This window comes from Actinoplanes flavus, assembly GCF_017592555.1.
GTDB classification, from domain to species: Bacteria; Actinomycetota; Actinomycetes; order Mycobacteriales; family Micromonosporaceae; genus Actinoplanes; species Actinoplanes flavus.
The window spans coordinates 112,284-128,487 of the sequence record NZ_JAGFNS010000003.1; the positions used below are offsets into that span (position 1 = coordinate 112,284).

Consider the following 16,204-nt stretch of genomic DNA (forward strand, 5'->3'; position numbering starts at 1 on the left):
CGCAGTCCGCGCCGTCGCCGATCCGTCTCGTACGCCCGGAGTCGTACCCGGGCGGCCCGGATGCGCCCTGGGTCGTACCGCGCGGGGCCTACCGCACGCCGATGTGCCGGCCCGTCCGGTGCCGTAGGTTCGGGGCATGAGGCAGGCCGACGACTGCGGGCCGCGCGAGGTGCACCCGGCCGGGCCGCCGTGGCGGCGGCGGGGACGGCATGCCGGCTGGCCGCCCGGGGCCACCGTGGCGGCGGCCGTCTTCCACCTGGCGGGCACCGACGAGCTGGCCGACCGGGGCGGCGTCCACCTCGCCACCGGGCCGCTCTACTACCTCCTGCTGCTCGCCGGGCCGGTGGCGCTGCTCTGGCGGCGCCGGGCCCCGGTGGCGACCTTCGCCGTGTCCGCGGCCGCGTCGATCGCCTTCGCGAGCCACGCCGAGCCCTACTGGATGTATGCGGTCGCCCCCGCCATCGCCCTCTTCACGTGCGCCAAACAGGGCCGCCGGACCGCCGCCGCGATTGCCGCGGCCGTCGCCTGGGCCGGGTATCTCCTGGTCACCGTCGTCCTGGCCGGCCCGCTGGGCCTGCCGGCCGGAGTCAGTCCCGGGCTGCGGGAGCTGACCCTCGCCGCCGCCGGGCTGGGCGGCGCGGTGCTCGCCGGCATGGCGTCCCAGGTGCACCGCGACCAGGTGGCGACCATCGCCCGGGCCCGGCGCGAGCGGGCCCGCGCCGAGGAGGAGCAGGAGCGCCGGCAGGCCTCGGAGGAGCGCCTGCGGATCGCCCGCGAGCTGCACGACGTCCTCGGGCACCACCTGTCACTGATCAACGTCCAGGCGGGAGTGGGGTTGCATCTGATGGACAACCGGCCGGAACAGGCGCGGGAGGCCCTCTCGGCGATCAAGACGGCCAGCGCGGAGGCGTTGCGTGAGGTGCGGTCGGTGCTCGGCGTCCTGCGTACCGAGGACGAGGAGGCGCCCCGGCAACCGGCCCTCGGTCTGAGCCGCCTGTCCGACCTGACCGCCGGCGCCGGTTTCCCCGTCCGGACCCGGACCGACGGCGAGGAGCGCGAGCTGCCCGCCGAGGTGGACCGCGCGGCGTACCGGATCGTCCAGGAGGCCCTGACCAACGTGCGCAGGCACGCCGGCCCGGAGCCGACCGCCCTCGTCGAGATCCGCTACTCCCCCGGCGCGCTGACGCTGTCGATCACCAACACCGGCCGGGCGCCCGGCCCCGAGGCGGAGGACCCGGCCGACGGCGCCGGTTCGCGGGGAAGCGGCATCGCCGGCATGCAGGCCCGCGCCCACAGCCTCGGCGGGACCTTCACCGCGAGGCCCTCCCCCGGCGGCGGCTTCCTGGTCACCGCGGTCCTGCCCACCGGCCCACCCGGCCCGCCGGTGGCGTTCCCCGCCGCCGCCGGGCCGGCGACCTCCGAGAGCGGGCCGGGGGTGCAGCGGTGATCTCGGTGGTGCTCGCGGACGATCAGGCGCTGGTGCGGGCCGGGTTCCGGGCCCTGCTCGACGCGGAACCGGACATCGACGTGGTCGGCGAGGCGGCGGACGGGCTGCGGGCGGTCGAGGTGGTGCGGGCCGCGCGGCCGGACGTCGTACTGATGGATATCCGCATGCCCGGGGTGGACGGCCTGGAGGCCACCCGGAGGATCGCCTCGGACCCGGCCCTCGCCGGTACGAAGGTGGTCATCCTGACCACCTTCGAGCTGGACGAGTACGTCTTCGAGGCGTTGCGGACCGGGGCGTCCGGGTTCCTGGTGAAGGACACCGAGCCGGTGGATCTGCTGCGCGGGGTGCGGGCGGTCGCGGCCGGTGACGCGCTGCTGTCGCCGAGCGTGACCCGGCGGGTGATCGGCTCGTTCACCGCGGCCGCGTCCCGGGGCCGGCCGCCGGAGCCGCCGCGTGAACTGGACCAGCTCACCGACCGGGAGCGGGAGGTGATGGTGCTGGTCGCCGAGGGGCTGTCCAACGACCAGATCGCGGCCCGCCTGGTGATCAGCCCGGCCACCGCGAAGACGCACGTCAGCCGCACGATGATCAAGCTGGGCGCACGGGATCGCGCCCAATTGGTGGTCTACGCCTACGAGGCCGGCCTGATCCGCCCCGGCTGGCTGGCCACCTGACCCGGCCGGGTCACCAGCCGGGGATCATCGTGTCGCCGGGCGCGGCGAACCAGGCGGGGCCCTCCTCGGCCAGGGACGTGCGGATGCGGTGCAGCGCGTAGGGGTTGAGGTCCGGCAGGCCGTCCAGCGGGAACCAGCCGACGGCCACCGACTCGGTGTCGTTGACCCGGGCGACGCCGGAGACCGCGCGGCAGCGGAACCAGGTGTTGACCATCTGGCAGTGGTCGCCGTTGGGGTAGGTCACCTCGTGCAGCGCCACCCCGGCCAGCCGGTCGATCGCCACCCGGACCGACGTCTCCTCCTCCACCTCCCGCACCACCGTGTCGGCCGGCTGCTCGCCGGGGTCCATCATCCCGGCGATCAGCGTCCAGCTGCCGTTGTCGCTGCGCTGGTGCAGGAGGATGTGGCCACGGTCGTCGAAGACCACGGCGGTCACCGACGGGAACATGATCAGGCCCGGGCCGGTCTTGGCGCGAAGCCCGGTGACGTATTCGGAAGCTGGCACGTCGCCGACCCTAACCTGACCGGGCGGCTGGCGCCGCACGGTCCGGCCCGGGCGGCTGACGCCGCACGGGCCACCTGGTCAAGCTCAACCCATACCGGGCGGCTGGCGCCGCACGGGCCACCTGGTCAAGGTCAACCCGTACCGGGCGGCTGACGCCGCACGGGCCACCTGGTCGAGCTCAACCCAGGCTGACCGGTCCGGACAGGATGGCGCGGTTGCGGCCGGCCGCCTTGGCCGCGTACAGGGCCTCGTCGGCGTCGTGCAGCAGCGACTCCGGGTCGGGGTGGACGGCGGCCGCGGCGCCGATCGACACGGTCACCGACAGCAGCTCGCCGCCGATGTCGACGGGGAGGCCGGCCATCTCCTCGCGGAGGCGCTCGGCGAGGGCGTAGAGCTCGTCGGGACCGGTGTGCGGGGCCAGCACCACGAACTCCTCGCCGCCGTAGCGGGCGGTCACGCCGCCGGCCCGGCTGCCCGCGGCCAGTCGCCGGGCCACCTCGCGCAGCACCTGGTCGCCGGCCGGATGCCCGTACCCGTCGTTGACCTTCTTGAAGTGGTCGACGTCGATGATCAGCAGGCCGACGCCGTGGCCGCTGCGGGTGGCCCGGCGGCACTCGACGGCCAGCGCATGGGTGAAGTACCGGCGGGTGTGCAGGCCCGTCAGGCTGTCCGTGACGGCGGCCCGCCGCTGAGCGGTGACCAGGCCGTACATCCGGGCGAGCACGAGCAGGAACATGACCGCGCAGGCCGCGCTGACCAGCGGCACGCTGATCGGCTCGCCACGCAGCCACTGGATGAACTGGACGCCCGGCGCCATCAGCACGGCGACGGCGAGGACGCCGAGCCGGCCCGGTGAGGCGTCCGGCAGGGCGGTGTCGCTGCGCTGGGCGAATCTTCGCACGCCGGGGTGCAGGGCGGCCGCGCCGAGCAGCCCGAGCGACATCATCCACAGGGCGTCGAGGTAGGCCGCCTCGACCGAACCGCCGTCGGCGATGCCCTCCACCGCGTACGCCGTGTCCACGCCGAACATGACGGTGAGGCTGCCGAGGAGGAGCCAGAGGACCGGCCCGCGGGTGCCGGTGCCCATCACCAGGCGGATCGCCAGGATCAACATCATCAGATCCAGGACCGGGTACGCCGACTGCGTCAGTTTCGCGTTGAGCGGCAGTTCCGAGTCGGAGGTCAGCGGCTGGAGCACGTAGATCCAGGTGAGCAGGCCGGCGCTGATCGACACGACCAGGGCGTCGATGCCGCTCGGGATGTCCCAGCCGGGGGTGCGGCGCCGGATGAACACCAGCACGGCGGCGGAGAGCAGCAGGTAGGAGCCGAAGTAGACGAGGTCGGCCGGCGTCGGCTCGAGGAAGTCGCCGAGCCAGTCGTCGCGGACCGTCATCCCGTCCGCGACGGCGTACAGCACCTGGGCCACGGCCAGCAGGAACCAGCCGGCCCGGTGCGGTGTCCGGTGCCGGAGCGTTCCGAACAGCACGGCGACCGGCACCCCGGCGCTGACCAGCATGTACGGGGCGACGGTCACCAGGTAGGAGGAGTCCGTCGCCCCGAGGCTCACCCGCAGGGCGACACAGGCCACCACCACGGCTGTCCAGGTGAGCACAGCCCACAGTTCTCGTCGCACGTTAGGAAGAGTCCGGTACCGGAGTTGCTCCCCGGGTGCGGATCCGGGGGTCCTCTGGTGCCGCCGCCCCGGGCCTTACACGTTTGACATATGAGCGTGACAGTCTCAATGTGATCGACTCCGAGACCGATCTGCGGATGGGGGTGGGGACGGACGTGTCGGAGCGGGTACGCCTCGCACAGGCCGATTCCGGTGAGCAGCCGTGGCGCGCGTGGGGGCCGTACCTCGCCGAGCGCGCCTGGGGCACCGTTCGTGAGGACTACAGCGAGCACGGCACGGCGTGGGACTACTTCCCGCACGACCACGCGCGCTCCCGGGCGTACCGGTGGAACGAGGACGGCATGGCCGGGCTCTGCGACGACCGGCAGACGTTCGCCTTCGCGCTGGCGCTGTGGAACGGCCGGGACCCGATCCTGAAGGAGCGGATGTTCGGGCTCGGCGGGGACGGCGGCAACCACGGCGAGGACGCCAAGGACTACTGGTGGTACCAGGACTCGACACCCACCCACTCGTGGATGCGCTGGCGCTACCACTACCCGCAGGCCGAGTTCCCGTACGACGACCTGGTCCGGGTGAACGGGCAGCGGTCACGCACCGAGGGCGAGTACGAGCTGGTCGACACCGGGATCTTCGACGAGGACCGGTTCTGGGCGGTCACCGTCGACTACGCCAAGGCCGGCACACACGACGTCTGCATCGCGGTCACCGTCGCCAACCGGGGCCCGGAAACCGCCACCCTGCACGTGCTGCCCACCCTGTGGTTCCGCAACACGTGGTCGTGGGGGCTGCCAGGCCGCCGGGTCCCGAAGATCATCGGTACGCCGGGGCGGCTGTCCGGGCGGCACCGCTCACTGGGCCACATCACCCTCGACGGGCAGGACACGCCCCACCCGCTGATGTGCGACAACGAGACGAACGCGCAGCGGCTGTGGGGGCTGCCCGGCCGCAGTTCGTTCCCCAAGGACGGGATCAACGACCACCTGACGCTCGGCATGCCGACGGTGAACCCGGCCGGGACCGGCACCAAGGGTGCGCTGCACTACCGGGTGACGCTGGGGGCGGGCGAGAGCCGTACGATCCGGCTCCGGCTCACCCAGAGCGAGCGGGCGCTGCCGCCGGCCGACCTCGGCGACGGCTGGGCCGCGGTGATGCGCGACCGGCTCGCCGAGGCCGACGAGTTCTTCGCCGAGGTGCTGCCGGAGGCGGCCACCGACGACGAGAAGGACGTGGCCCGGCAGGCCGTAGCCGGCCTGATGTGGGGCAAGCAGTTCTACCACTTCGACGTCAAGCAGTGGCTGCACGGCGACCCGGGCAACGCCCCGCCGCCACCGGGCCGGCGCTACGGGCGCAACAACGGCTGGTGGCACATGAACAGCTTCGACGTGATCAGCATGCCGGACCCGTGGGAGTACCCCTGGTACGCCGCCTGGGACCTGGCGTTCCACTGCGTCAGCATCGCCCGCGTCGACCCGGGTTTCGCCAAGTCCCAGCTCCTGCTGCTGCTCCGCGAGTGGTACATGCATCCGAACGGGCAGATCCCGGCGTACGAGTGGTCGTTCTCGGACGTGAACCCGCCGGTGCACGCCTGGGCCGCGTTGCAGGTCTTCAAGATCGACGGCGGGCGGGACTTCGACTTCCTCTCCCGCGTGATGCACAAGCTGCTGCTCAACTTCACCTGGTGGGTCAACCGCAAGGACGTCGGCGGCAACAACGTCTTCGAAGGCGGCTTCCTCGGGCTGGACAACGTCGGGCCGTTCGACCGGTCGGCCGCGCTGCCGGTCGCCGGGGTGCTGGAGCAGTCCGACGGCACCGGCTGGATGGCCATGTACGCGCTCAACCTGCTCGACATGGCGATCATCCTGGCCCTGCACGACCGGGCCTACGAGGACATGGCCACCAAGTTCTTCGAGCACTTCACGTACATCGCGGAGGCGGCGTACCGGCAGGGGCTGTGGGACGAGGAGGACAGCTTCTTCTACGACGTGCTGCGCCTGCCGGACGGCCACCGGGTGCCCCTCAAGGCCCGCTCGATCGTCGGCCTGCTGCCGCTGGCCGCCACCACCCGGCTCACCGCGGAGACCCTCAACCGGCTCCCGGAGATCAACTCACGGGTCCGGTGGATGCTGCATCACCAGGGTGAGTTCGGTGACGTGATCAGCGCCCGGCGCCTCGGCGGCGCCGACCGGCGCCGCCAGCGCCTGCTCAGCATGGTCGGTCAGGACCAGCTGCTGCGCATTCTCGCGCGTCTGCTCGACCCGGAGGAGTTCCTTTCCCCGTACGGGCTGCGCACCCTGTCCCGCGCCCACCTGGAGAAACCGTTCACGGTGTCGCTGGGCGGCTCGGACTTCACCGTCGGCTACGAGCCGGCCGAGAGCACCAGCGGCCTGTTCGGCGGCAACTCCAACTGGCGCGGCCCGGTGTGGATGCCGGTCAACTACCTCCTGGTCCAGGCGCTGCGGGAGTTCGCCGAGTTCTACGGCGAGGACCTGCAGGCGGAATACCCGACCGGCTCGCAGCGCAAGGCCGGGCTCACCGAGATCGCCGACGACCTGTCCCGCCGCCTGATCGGCCTGTTCGTGCCGGACGCCGAGGGCCGCCGGCCGATCTACGGCGCCACCGAACTGTTCCAGGCGCACCCGGACTGGAAGGACCTGATCGCCTTCCCGGAGTACTTCAACGGCGACGACGGGGCCGGCCTGGGCGCCTGGCACCAGACCGGCTGGACGGCCCTGGTCATCGACCTGATCTTCAACCTGCGTACCCGGATCAATCCGGAACAAGATCGCTGATCATCGCTTGGAAGGCGCCGCCGCGCGGAACGCGGCGAAGGGCGCCTCCCACTACTGCTGACGTCAGTGGGCCTGGGTGACGATCACCTCGGCCACGTGGCGCAGCTGCTCGTGGTCGGGGTGGAAGCCGGCGGCGATGTCCGGGTGCAGGCCGGCCCGCGCCTGCTCCAGGAGCATGCGGGTGACCTGTTCGACGCTCTCCCCCGCGTACTGGTGGCGGACCTTGACGGTCGCGGCCTGGAGGGCGGAGCTGAGCTGCTCCTCCAGGGGACCGCGCAGTTTCTCCTCCACCGGGGTGAGCGTGCGGGGGTCGAGAGTGACATGCGGCTCGGCCAAGGTTTCCCTCCGGAGGTCAGCGACGCCAGCCGGATACCCGTACATCCGGCGACGGTAAACCCGGCGGGGCCGGCTCCGCCCGCGTTTCACCTCGACGGAGGATCGGGGCGGTCCGGCCGTGCCACGGGCACTCCGCGGCACGGCCGGGCCCGCTCAGTCGATCGAGTACGCGAGGTTCGGCCGCAGCCAGCGCTCCACCTCGTCGACCGGGACGCCGCGGCGCCGCGCGTAGTCCTCGATCTGGTCCTTCCCGAGCCGGCCGACGGTGAAGTAGCGGGACTCCGGGTGCGCGAAGATCAGGCCGCTGACCGCGGCGGCCGGGGTCATCGCGTACGACTCGGTGAGGCCGACGCCGATCGCCGACGTGCCGAGCAGCTCGAACAGGTCGCGCTTCTCGCTGTGGTCCGGGCAGGCCGGGTAGCCGAGGGCCGGGCGGATGCCGCGGAAGCGTTCGGCGTGCAGGTCCTCCAGCTTGGGCTGGGCGTCCGGCTCGAACCAGTCGCGGCGGGCCTTGAGGTGCAGGTACTCGGCGAACGCCTCGGCCAGCCGGTCGGCCAGGGCCTTGACCATGATGGCCCGGTAGTCGTCGTGCTCGGCCTCGTACTTCGCGGCCAGCTTCTCGGCGCCGTGGATGGCCACCGCGAACCCGCCCAGGTGGTCCCCCGCGGGGGCGATGTAGTCGGCGAGGCAGCGGTTGGCCCGGCCGGCCGGCTTCTCGGTCTGCTGCCGCAGCATCGGGAAGGACGCGCCGTTCGCCAGTCTGATGTCGTCGCCGTCGGCGTGCGCCGGCCAGAACCCGTACAGGCCGCGGGCCTGGAACGAGCCCTCCGCGATGATCTGGTCGAGCAGCGTGTTGGCGTCGTCGAACAGTTCGCGGGCGACCGGCTGGTCGAGGATCGCCGGGTACTTGCCCTTGAGTTCCCAGGCCAGGAACAGGAATTGCCAGTCGATCAGCCGGCGCAGCTCGGCGATGGTCGGCGCCACCTCGCGGACACCGGTGAACGCGGGCGCCGGCAGGTCGCCGAAGTCGACCGTCTCGCGGTTGGCGCGGGCCTGCTCCAGGGTGAGCAGCGGCTGCGAGTGGCGCTGCTCGTGCTGGATCCGCAGGCGCTCCTGCTCGGCCCGGTTGGCCTCGTCGAGCTTGCCGGCGCGGACCGGGTCGAGCAGGTCGGAGACCACGCCGACCACACGGGAGGCGTCCAGCACGTGCACGGTCGGCGCATCGTACGCCGGGGCGATCCGCACCGCGGTGTGCTGTTTGGACGTGGTGGCCCCGCCGATCAGCAGCGGAAGTTTCATGCCCCGCCGCTGCATCTCGGCGCCGACCGCGACCATCTCGTCCAGCGACGGGGTGATCAGGCCGGAGAGGCCGATGGCGTCGGCGCCCTCGGCGATCGCGGTGTCCAGGATCTTGGCGGCCGGAACCATCACACCGAGGTCGATCACGTCGTAGTTGTTGCAGCCCAGCACCACGCCGACGATGTTCTTGCCGATGTCGTGGACGTCGCCCTTGACCGTGGCCAGCACGACCTTGCCCTGGCCGCGGTGGTTGCCGCTCTCCTCCTTCTCCTGCTCCATGTAGGGCAGCAGGTAGGCGACCGACCGCTTCATCACGCGGGCGCTCTTGACCACCTGGGGCAGGAACATCTTGCCGGAGCCGAAGAGGTCGCCGACCACGCCCATGCCGTCCATGAGCGGGCCCTCGATGACGTCGAGCGGGCGGGGCAGCTTCTGCCGGGCCTCCTCGGTGTCCGCCTCGATGAAGTCGACGATGCCGTGCACCAGGGCGTGGCTGAGCCGCGCCTCGACCGGGGCGTCGCGCCAGGAGAGGTCGACCTCGCGCTTGGCGCCCGAGCCGGTGACGGTGGAGGCGAAGGTGACCAGGCGGTCGGTGGCGTCCTCGCGGCGGTCGAAGAGCACGTCCTCGACCAGCTCCAGCAGGTCGGCCGGGATGTCCTGGTAGACGGCGAGCTGGCCGGCGTTGACGATGCCCATGTCCAGGCCCGCCCTGACGGCGTGGAACAGGAACGCCGAGTGCATGGCCTCGCGGACCACGTCGTTGCCGCGGAAGGCGAACGACAGGTTCGAGATGCCCCCGCTGGTACGGGCGCCGGGGCACCGCTGCTTGATCAGCGGGAGGGCCTCGATGAACGCCTTCGCGTACCCGTTGTGCTCGGCGATGCCGGTGGCGACGGCCAGCACGTTGGGGTCGAAGATGATGTCGTGCGGGTCGAAGCCGTCACCGACCAGCAGGTCGTAGGCGCGGCCGCAGATCTCCACCTTGCGGTCGCGGGTGTCGGCCTGGCCCTGCTCGTCGAAGGCCATCACCACCACACCGGCGCCGAAGTCCCGGATCCGGCGGGCGTGTTCGAGGAACGGGCCCTCGCCCTCCTTGAGGCTGATCGAGTTGACCACGCCCTTGCCCTGCACGCACTTGAGGCCGGCCTCGAGCACCGAGAACTTCGAGCTGTCGATCATGATCGGGATCCGGGCCACCTCGGGCTCGGTGGCGATCAGGTTGAGGAAGGTGACCATGGCCCGCTCGCTGTCCAGCAGGTCGGCGTCCATGTTCACGTCGAGCAGGTTGGCGCCGCCGCGCACCTGGTCCAGGGCCACGTCCACGGCGGCCTGGTAGTCGTCGGCCTCGATGAGGCGGCGGAACTTGGCCGAGCCGGTGACGTTGGTCCGCTCACCGATCATGACGAAGCCGGTGTCCGGGCCGATCGCGAACGGCTCCAGGCCGCTGAACCGGGTGGTCGGGGCGGGCGGGTCGATGACGCGCGGAGCCGCGCCGGCGACGGCGGAGGCGACCGCCGCGATGTGCGCCGGGGTGGTGCCGCAGCACCCGCCGACGATGTTGACCAGGCCGTCCGCGGCGAAGCCCTGGAGCAGCCCACCGGTCACGGCGGGGGTCTCGTCGTAGCCGCCGAACGCGTTGGGCAGGCCGGCGTTGGGGTGGGCGGCGACGTAGACGTTCGACAGCCGGGCCAGGTCGGTGACGTGCGGGCGGGCCTCGGTCGCGCCGAGCGCGCAGTTCACCCCGACGATCAGCGGCTCGGCGCGCTCGATCGACCGCCAGAACGCCTCGACGGTCTGGCCGGAGAGGGTACGCCCGGAGAGGTCCACGATGGTGACGGAGATCCACAGCGGGATCTCCGGGGCCACCTCACGGGCCGCCGCGACGGCCGCCTTCGCGTTCAGCGTGTCGAAGATCGTCTCGATCAGGAAGATGTCGACGCCGCCCTCGGCCAGCGCCGACATCTGCTCCGCGTAGGTCGCCTTGACCTGGTCGAAGGTGACCGCGCGGTAGGCCGGGTCGTCGACCTTGGGCGACAGCGAGAGGGTGACGTTGAGCGGGCCGACCGAGCCGGCCACGAACCGGGGGCGGCCGTCCTTCGCGGTGGCCTCCTCGACGGCCTGGCGGGCCAGTCGGGCACCCTGCACGTTCATCTGCCGCACCAGGTGCTCCAGCCCGTAGTCGGCCTGGGCGATGCTGGTCGCGGTGAACGTGTTGGTGGTGGTGATGTCGGCGCCGGCCGCCAGGTACTGCCGGTGGACGTCGAGGATGACGTCCGGCCGGGTGAGGATCAGCAGGTCCGGGTCGCCGGTGACGTCCTGCGGGTGGTCCGCCGGGATGAGCTCGTTGCGGTAGTCGGCCGGGGTCAGCTTCGCGCCCTGGAGCATCGTGCCCCACGCGCCGTCCAGCACCAGAATTCGCTCAGCGAGCAGCTCACGCAGCTGGGTGACGGTCTGAGTCAACGAGAACACCTCCGAGATCCCTGAGAAGTCGGAGGCGCCCTTGTTTCGGGTGGTTCACCGGTCGAGCGTGACGGGTGGGCCCCGCTGCAGCGCCTCTCGGCCGGACCGTCAACGATACCGACCCTTTCACTTCGCGTCCCCGTAGGCACCAACCACTGAGACGTCCAACGGGAAACGCACCGTGGTGGCGCCGAAGAGCAGACGGCCGGCCGATGCCGCGCTCGCGTGCACCGCCGCCACCACGCGGTCGGCCTGCTCGACCGGGCAGTGCACGACCACCTCGTCGTGCACGAACAGGACCAGCTCGGCGTCGGTGCCGGCCAGCTCGGTGCGCAGGGTGGCGAGCAGGACCAGCGCCCACTCGGCGGCCGTGGCCTGGATCACGAAGTTGCGGGTGAACCGGCCTCTCGCCCGGCCGGGTGGTGGGGCCACCTCGTCCGGGGGATCGAGCCCGGCCTCGCGCCACGACCCGGCCACCGGCGGGCAGGTCCGCCCGAGCCAGGAGCGGACCAGACCACCGGCCTCCCCGGTGCGGGCGGCGGCCTCCACGTAGTCGAAAGCGGTCGGGTAGTGGCGGCGGAGCACGGCGAGGGCCGGGATGGCGTCGCCGCCGGTCTGGCCGTACATGGCGCCGAGCAGGGCGATCTTGGCCTTGCCACGGTCGCCGTCGAACGAGTCGGCGGCCAGTGCGGCGTACAGATCCCCGGCGGCGGCGGCCCGGGCCAGGCGTTCGTCACCGGAGACGGCGGCCAGGACGCGGGGCTCCAGCTGGCCGGCGTCGGCGACCACGAAGGTGTGACCGGGATCGGCCACCACGGCCCGGCGCACCACCTTCGGGACCTGGAGGGCGCCGCCGCCCCGGGTCGCCCAGCGGCCGGAGACGACGCCTCCCGGGACGTACTCCGGGCGGAAGCGGCCGTCCCGCACCCAGGCGTCGCACCAGGCCCAGCCGTGCGCGGTCCAGATCCGGTACAGCTCCTTGAACGCCAGCAGCGGCGCGACCGCCGGATGGTCGACCCGGCGCAGCACCCAGCGGCGGGTGTTGGGGATCTCGATGCCGGCCCGGTGGAACGCGCGCACCACCTCGGCCGGCAGGTCGGGGTGCAGGCCGTGGGTGCCGAACGCGGCGTTGATCTCGGCGGTCAGCTCGGCGAGGCGGCGGGGCGGGCCCATCGGCTGCGGTGGGCCGAGCAGCTCACGCAACAGCTCGTCGTGGATGTCGGCGCGCCACGGCAGACCGGTGTGGCCCATCTCGGCGGCGATCAGGGCGCCGGCGGACTCGGCGGCCACCAGCATCCGGAACCGGCCGGGCTGACCGGTCCCGCTGATTCCGCGCGCCTGGTCCTCGTACACCTCGAGAAGGTCGGCGATCTCCACGCGCTCGGCCGGAACCGCGTCGAAGAGGGCGACCTGCGCGAAGCCCGGCGGTTCGGCGTCCGGCCGGGGCCGGTCCGGAGGGACCGGGAGGCCGCGCAGACGGGCGACGGCCGCGGCGAGCCCGCGTGGCTCACCCCACCGGCCCGCGTGGCCGAGCAGCAGCGCCTCGGTCAGCTCGAGATCGTGGCAGCGGGCCACCCGGACGCCGGCGCGCAGCAGGGCGGGGTAGACGTCGGTGGTCGAGGTCCACACCCAGCGTGGCTGCTCGGCGGCCTCCAGAGCGGCGACCGCGGCGGCCAGATCGGGGACGTGCCACCGCTCGCCTGAAGCGTGCCGGCCCAGACGGCCACCGGGGCCGTCCGGGTCGGGAACCACCGCTACCAGCACCGGGCCATTGTCGCCCGGGGGTATGACAACTTTTACTTGACCGCGCCCGCGGTCAGACCGGCCTGGATCTGCCGCTGGAAGATCGCATAGACCACGATCATCGGCAGGATGCTCAGGGTGAGCGCGGCGAACAGCGTCGACCACTCGGCGTGGTAACCGGCCTGCGTGGAGATGTTCGCGATGCCCTGGGTGAGCACCCACTTCTGGTCGGCGCCCTGCCCCTGCATGATCACCAGCGGCAGCAGGTACTGGTTCCACTGCCCCACGATGTTGAAGATCGTGATGCTGACCAGGCCGGACTTCGCCATCGGCATCATGATCTGGAAGAACTTGCGGGTGTGCGAGGCGCCGTCGACCGTCGCGGCCTCGTCGATCTCGTGCGGCAGCGTCCGGAAGAACGCGGCCAGGAAGAAGACGGTGAACGGCAGCGAGTAGGCGATGTAGACCAGGATCAGGCCGAGGTACGAGTTCAGCAGCCCCAGGTTCTTCAGGATGTGGAAGAGCGGGGCGAGCGCCATGAACGTCGGGAAGGCCAGACCGGAGACGAACAGGAAGTAGAGCACCCGGTTGCCGGGGAAGGTGTACCGGGCCAGCACGTAGGCGGCCATCGACCCGAACAGCATGGTGCCGGCGGTGCTGACCGCCACCACGAAGACGCTGTTCAGGAAGTAGCGGCCGATGTGCGCCTGGTCCCACGCGGAGACGTAGGTCTCCAGCGAGAACGAGGCCGGCAGGGAGAACGGCTCACCCAGGAAGATCTCGGTGTTGGTCTTGAACGAGGCCAGCAGCACCCAGATCAGTGGTCCGGCGGTGACCAGAGCCCAGAAGACGAGGGCCACGTGGGCCAGGCCGTTGAAGGCGCGGACCTGACGGTGGATCTCCACCTTCTTCTGCGACTTCTTCTCGGAGACGGCCGCGGTCAAAGTGGTCATGTGCGGGCCTCTCAGACGGCGTCACGTCGCGTGACCCGCAGGGTCAGCGCGGCGAAGGTCAGGGTCAGGAAGAACAGCACCACGCCGAGCGCGGAGGCGTACCCGACCTGCGAGTACTCGAAGGTGTTGCGGTAGATCATCATGGCCAGCACCGAGGTCGCGCCGTCCGGGCCACCGCGGTCCACGGTCATGATGTTGATCAGGGCGAACGCGTCGAACGCGGCGATGCCCAGGTAGACCCACGCGGTCTGGATGGTGCCCCAGAGCAGCGGCAGGGTGATCCGGAAGAAGAGGGTGACCCGGGTGGCGCCGTCCAGCGCCGCGGCCTCGTAGATCTCGTGCTCGATCGAGCCCATGCCGGCCGAGAAGAGCACCACGTAGAAGCCGACCGCCTGCCAGACCAGCACCACCAGGATGCAGGTCAGCGCCCAGCGCTCGTCGGCCAGGAACAGCCACGGCGCCCAGGAGTCCGGGAGCAGGCCGTTGATCATGCCGCTCTTGTCCGAGGCGAACACCCGGCCGAAGATCACCGCGACGATGGCGAGGGCCATCAGCTGCGGGAAGAAGAAGATCACCCGGTAGACCTTGGAGCCCCAGACGCCGCGGGTCATGCCGCCCTTCGATCCGCCGCCCACGTTCAGCAGGAACGCGAAGAGCAGACCGAGCGCGATCGTCACGATCGGCAGCAGCAGGAGCAGGTAACCGTTGTGCCGCAACGACTTCCAGAAGAGGTCGTCGTTCCACAGTTTGACGAAGTTGTCGAAGCCGACGTACTTGATCGGTCCGAACCCGGACCAGCTGGCCACGGACAGCTGGAAGGTCTGGATGTACGCCGCCACCACGAAGGTGGCGTAGAGCGCCACCGGCACGGCAAGGAAGCCGATGATGAAGGGGTACTTACCGTGCCGCATGGCGCTCTACCTCACTACTACTAGCTACGGGTTTGCTTCTGGACCGAGGAGTCCTTGGCGAGCGCCTGTGAGGCGGCCTCCATCCGGTCACAGAACTTCTGCGCGTCGCCGCCCTTGAACATCAGGTCGTTGACGGCGCTCAGCGACTCGTCGCCGAGCTTCTTGTACCAGGTGTCGAACAGGTAGCCCATGAAGACGTCCTTGCCGGCCTTGTTCAGCGCCTCGTTGGCGCTGCTCAGGCCGGGGGACAGCTCGACACCGTCAGCGGCGCCGAGCACCACGGTCAGCGACTTGGTGAGCCTGGTGAACTCGGTCGCTGCCTCCTTGGAGAGCATGACCCGCAGGTACTCCATGCCGCCGCGCGGGTTCTTGCCCTTCGACGACGCGAAGTAGATCTCGCCGGCCGCGGCGTTCATCGCGGTCGCCGGGAGCTTGTCCGAGGCGGTGACGCTCGGGTACGGCGCGACCGCGTACTTGAAGGTCGGCGGGGTGTCCTTGGCCTGCTCGTTCTCCAGCCAGGAGCCGCACGGGTAGAAGGCGACCTTGTCCTGGTTCTGCTGGAGCTGGACCTCGGTGTGCTTGAGGCCGAGGAACGACTTGTCCAGGTACTTCTTGCCGACCTCGGCCCAGGCCTTGGCGGCCTCGAGGACGGCCGGGTTCGTCCACGCGCCGGGCTTCAGGTTGTCGATGTCCTTGAGGACCTGCTCGGTGCCGATCTTTCCGGCGCTGGTGAGCAGGGCACGGACCATGTAGTACGCGGCGTTCGCGCCGGCGTAGCCGAACGGGACGATGCCGGCGGCCTGGATCTTGTCGCAGAGGGTGATGAAGTCGGCCCAGGTGGCCGGCGGGGTCCAGCCGTTCTTCTCGAACAGGGTGGCGTTGTACCACATGCCGAAGACGGTGTACGAGTAGTTCAGCGCGTACGGCTTGCCGTTGTAGCTGCCCCACTCGGCGGTGCCCGGGACCAGCGTCTCCGCCACGGTCTTGCCGGGGATGTCGAAGGACGCGGCGGCGTACAGCTCGGTCAGGTCCTGGGCCTGGCCGGCCGCCACGATGGCGCCGAAGTCCATCATCTTGGCGCCGGAGTTGTTGATCATGTCGGGCGCGTCGCCGGCGTTGAGGCGCGGCTGAACGGTCGTCGAGATCTCCTGCGTCGCCGAGTAGGCGACCTTCGACTCCGGCCACTTCTTGTTGTAGATCGGGGTGTCGACGTCGGTGGCGTACTTGGTGCCCAGACCGCCGTCGAAGATCACGATCTCGATCGGCGCCTTCGGGTCGATGCCCAGCGGGTTGTCCGCGGACTTCGTACCGGTGGCCTGCTCGGTCGTGTCCTCGTCGCCCCCGCCCACACAGGCGCTGAGCATGCCGACCGCCGGGGTCGCCGCCAGGCCGACCGCGGCGGCGCGGCGCAGCAGGGTGCGGCGGTCCAGTTCGGAGTTCGTTATGTCAGACAT

The 16,204-nt window shown here is 71.1% G+C and carries 11 protein-coding genes; 3 read left to right on the top strand and 8 right to left on the bottom strand.

The features are described from left to right. Nucleotides 1-136 precede the first annotated feature (136 nt). Nucleotides 137-1,447 carry a sensor histidine kinase gene (locus J5X75_RS05830; protein WP_208466256.1) on the top strand — a complete coding sequence of 437 codons (1,311 nt, stop codon included), beginning with the start codon at nucleotides 137-139 and terminating at the stop codon, nucleotides 1,445-1,447. After that, nucleotides 1,444-2,121 carry a response regulator gene (locus J5X75_RS05835; RefSeq protein WP_208466257.1) on the top strand — a complete coding sequence of 226 codons (678 nt, stop codon included), beginning with the start codon at nucleotides 1,444-1,446 and terminating at the stop codon, nucleotides 2,119-2,121. Before J5X75_RS05830 ends, J5X75_RS05835 begins: the two co-directional genes overlap by 4 nt. Nucleotides 2,122-2,131: 10 nt before the next feature. On the opposite strand, the gene J5X75_RS05840 is transcribed toward J5X75_RS05835, so the two are convergent. Then, nucleotides 2,132-2,626, bottom strand: coding sequence for an NUDIX hydrolase (locus J5X75_RS05840; protein WP_208466258.1), 495 nt, complete (start codon nucleotides 2,624-2,626; stop codon nucleotides 2,132-2,134). 178 nt (nucleotides 2,627-2,804) lie between these two features. After that, the gene (locus tag J5X75_RS05845; protein ID WP_307797940.1) at nucleotides 2,805-4,259 is read right to left on the bottom strand and encodes a GGDEF domain-containing protein; all 1,455 of its coding nucleotides are present in this window, start codon (nucleotides 4,257-4,259) and stop codon (nucleotides 2,805-2,807) included. 137 nt (nucleotides 4,260-4,396) lie between these two features. Here J5X75_RS05845 and J5X75_RS05850 point away from each other — a divergent pair, with 137 nt between their 5' ends. After that, nucleotides 4,397-7,048, top strand: a complete 2,652-nt coding sequence (locus J5X75_RS05850) for an MGH1-like glycoside hydrolase domain-containing protein (RefSeq protein WP_208466490.1) — start codon at nucleotides 4,397-4,399, stop codon at nucleotides 7,046-7,048. A 63-nt stretch (nucleotides 7,049-7,111) separates the two neighbouring features. Here the strand turns inward: J5X75_RS05850 and J5X75_RS05855 are convergent, their stop codons facing one another. From J5X75_RS05855 to ngcE, 6 genes are all read right to left on the bottom strand, one after another. After that, on the bottom strand, nucleotides 7,112-7,384 hold the full coding sequence (locus tag J5X75_RS05855; protein WP_208466259.1) for a hypothetical protein: 273 nt from the start codon (nucleotides 7,382-7,384) through the stop codon (nucleotides 7,112-7,114). A gap of 153 nt (nucleotides 7,385-7,537) precedes the next feature. Next, nucleotides 7,538-11,143 (bottom strand): methionine synthase, encoded by a 3,606-nt coding sequence (gene metH, locus J5X75_RS05860; protein WP_208466260.1) that lies wholly within the window; start codon nucleotides 11,141-11,143, stop codon nucleotides 7,538-7,540. Between the two features lie 126 nt (nucleotides 11,144-11,269). After that, on the bottom strand, nucleotides 11,270-12,907 hold the full coding sequence (locus J5X75_RS05865) for a bifunctional 3'-5' exonuclease/DNA polymerase (protein ID WP_307797941.1): 1,638 nt from the start codon (nucleotides 12,905-12,907) through the stop codon (nucleotides 11,270-11,272). Between the two features lie 32 nt (nucleotides 12,908-12,939). Then, a complete protein-coding gene (locus tag J5X75_RS05870; RefSeq protein WP_208466261.1) occupies nucleotides 12,940-13,839 on the bottom strand; it encodes a carbohydrate ABC transporter permease in 900 nt (299 codons plus the stop codon). An 11-nt stretch (nucleotides 13,840-13,850) separates the two neighbouring features. Continuing rightward, on the bottom strand, nucleotides 13,851-14,750 hold the full coding sequence (locus J5X75_RS05875; RefSeq protein ID WP_183217701.1) for a carbohydrate ABC transporter permease: 900 nt from the start codon (nucleotides 14,748-14,750) through the stop codon (nucleotides 13,851-13,853). A gap of 20 nt (nucleotides 14,751-14,770) precedes the next feature. Beyond that, nucleotides 14,771-16,204: an N-acetylglucosamine/diacetylchitobiose ABC transporter substrate-binding protein gene (gene ngcE, locus J5X75_RS05880; protein ID WP_208466262.1), complete on the bottom strand. Its 1,434-nt coding sequence runs from the start codon at nucleotides 16,202-16,204 to the stop codon at nucleotides 14,771-14,773.

Coding starts and splice junctions, on each gene's coding strand:
- J5X75_RS05830 (WP_208466256.1), top strand. CDS start 137: ATGAGGCAGGCCGACGACTGCGGGCCGCGCGAGGTGCACCCGGCCGGG.
- J5X75_RS05850 (WP_208466490.1), top strand. CDS start 4,397: ATGGGGGTGGGGACGGACGTGTCGGAGCGGGTACGCCTCGCACAGGCC.
- J5X75_RS05870 (WP_208466261.1), bottom strand. CDS start 13,839: ATGACCACTTTGACCGCGGCCGTCTCCGAGAAGAAGTCGCAGAAGAAG.
- J5X75_RS05875 (WP_183217701.1), bottom strand. CDS start 14,750: ATGCGGCACGGTAAGTACCCCTTCATCATCGGCTTCCTTGCCGTGCCG.
- ngcE (WP_208466262.1), bottom strand. CDS start 16,204: ATGTCTGACATAACGAACTCCGAACTGGACCGCCGCACCCTGCTGCGC.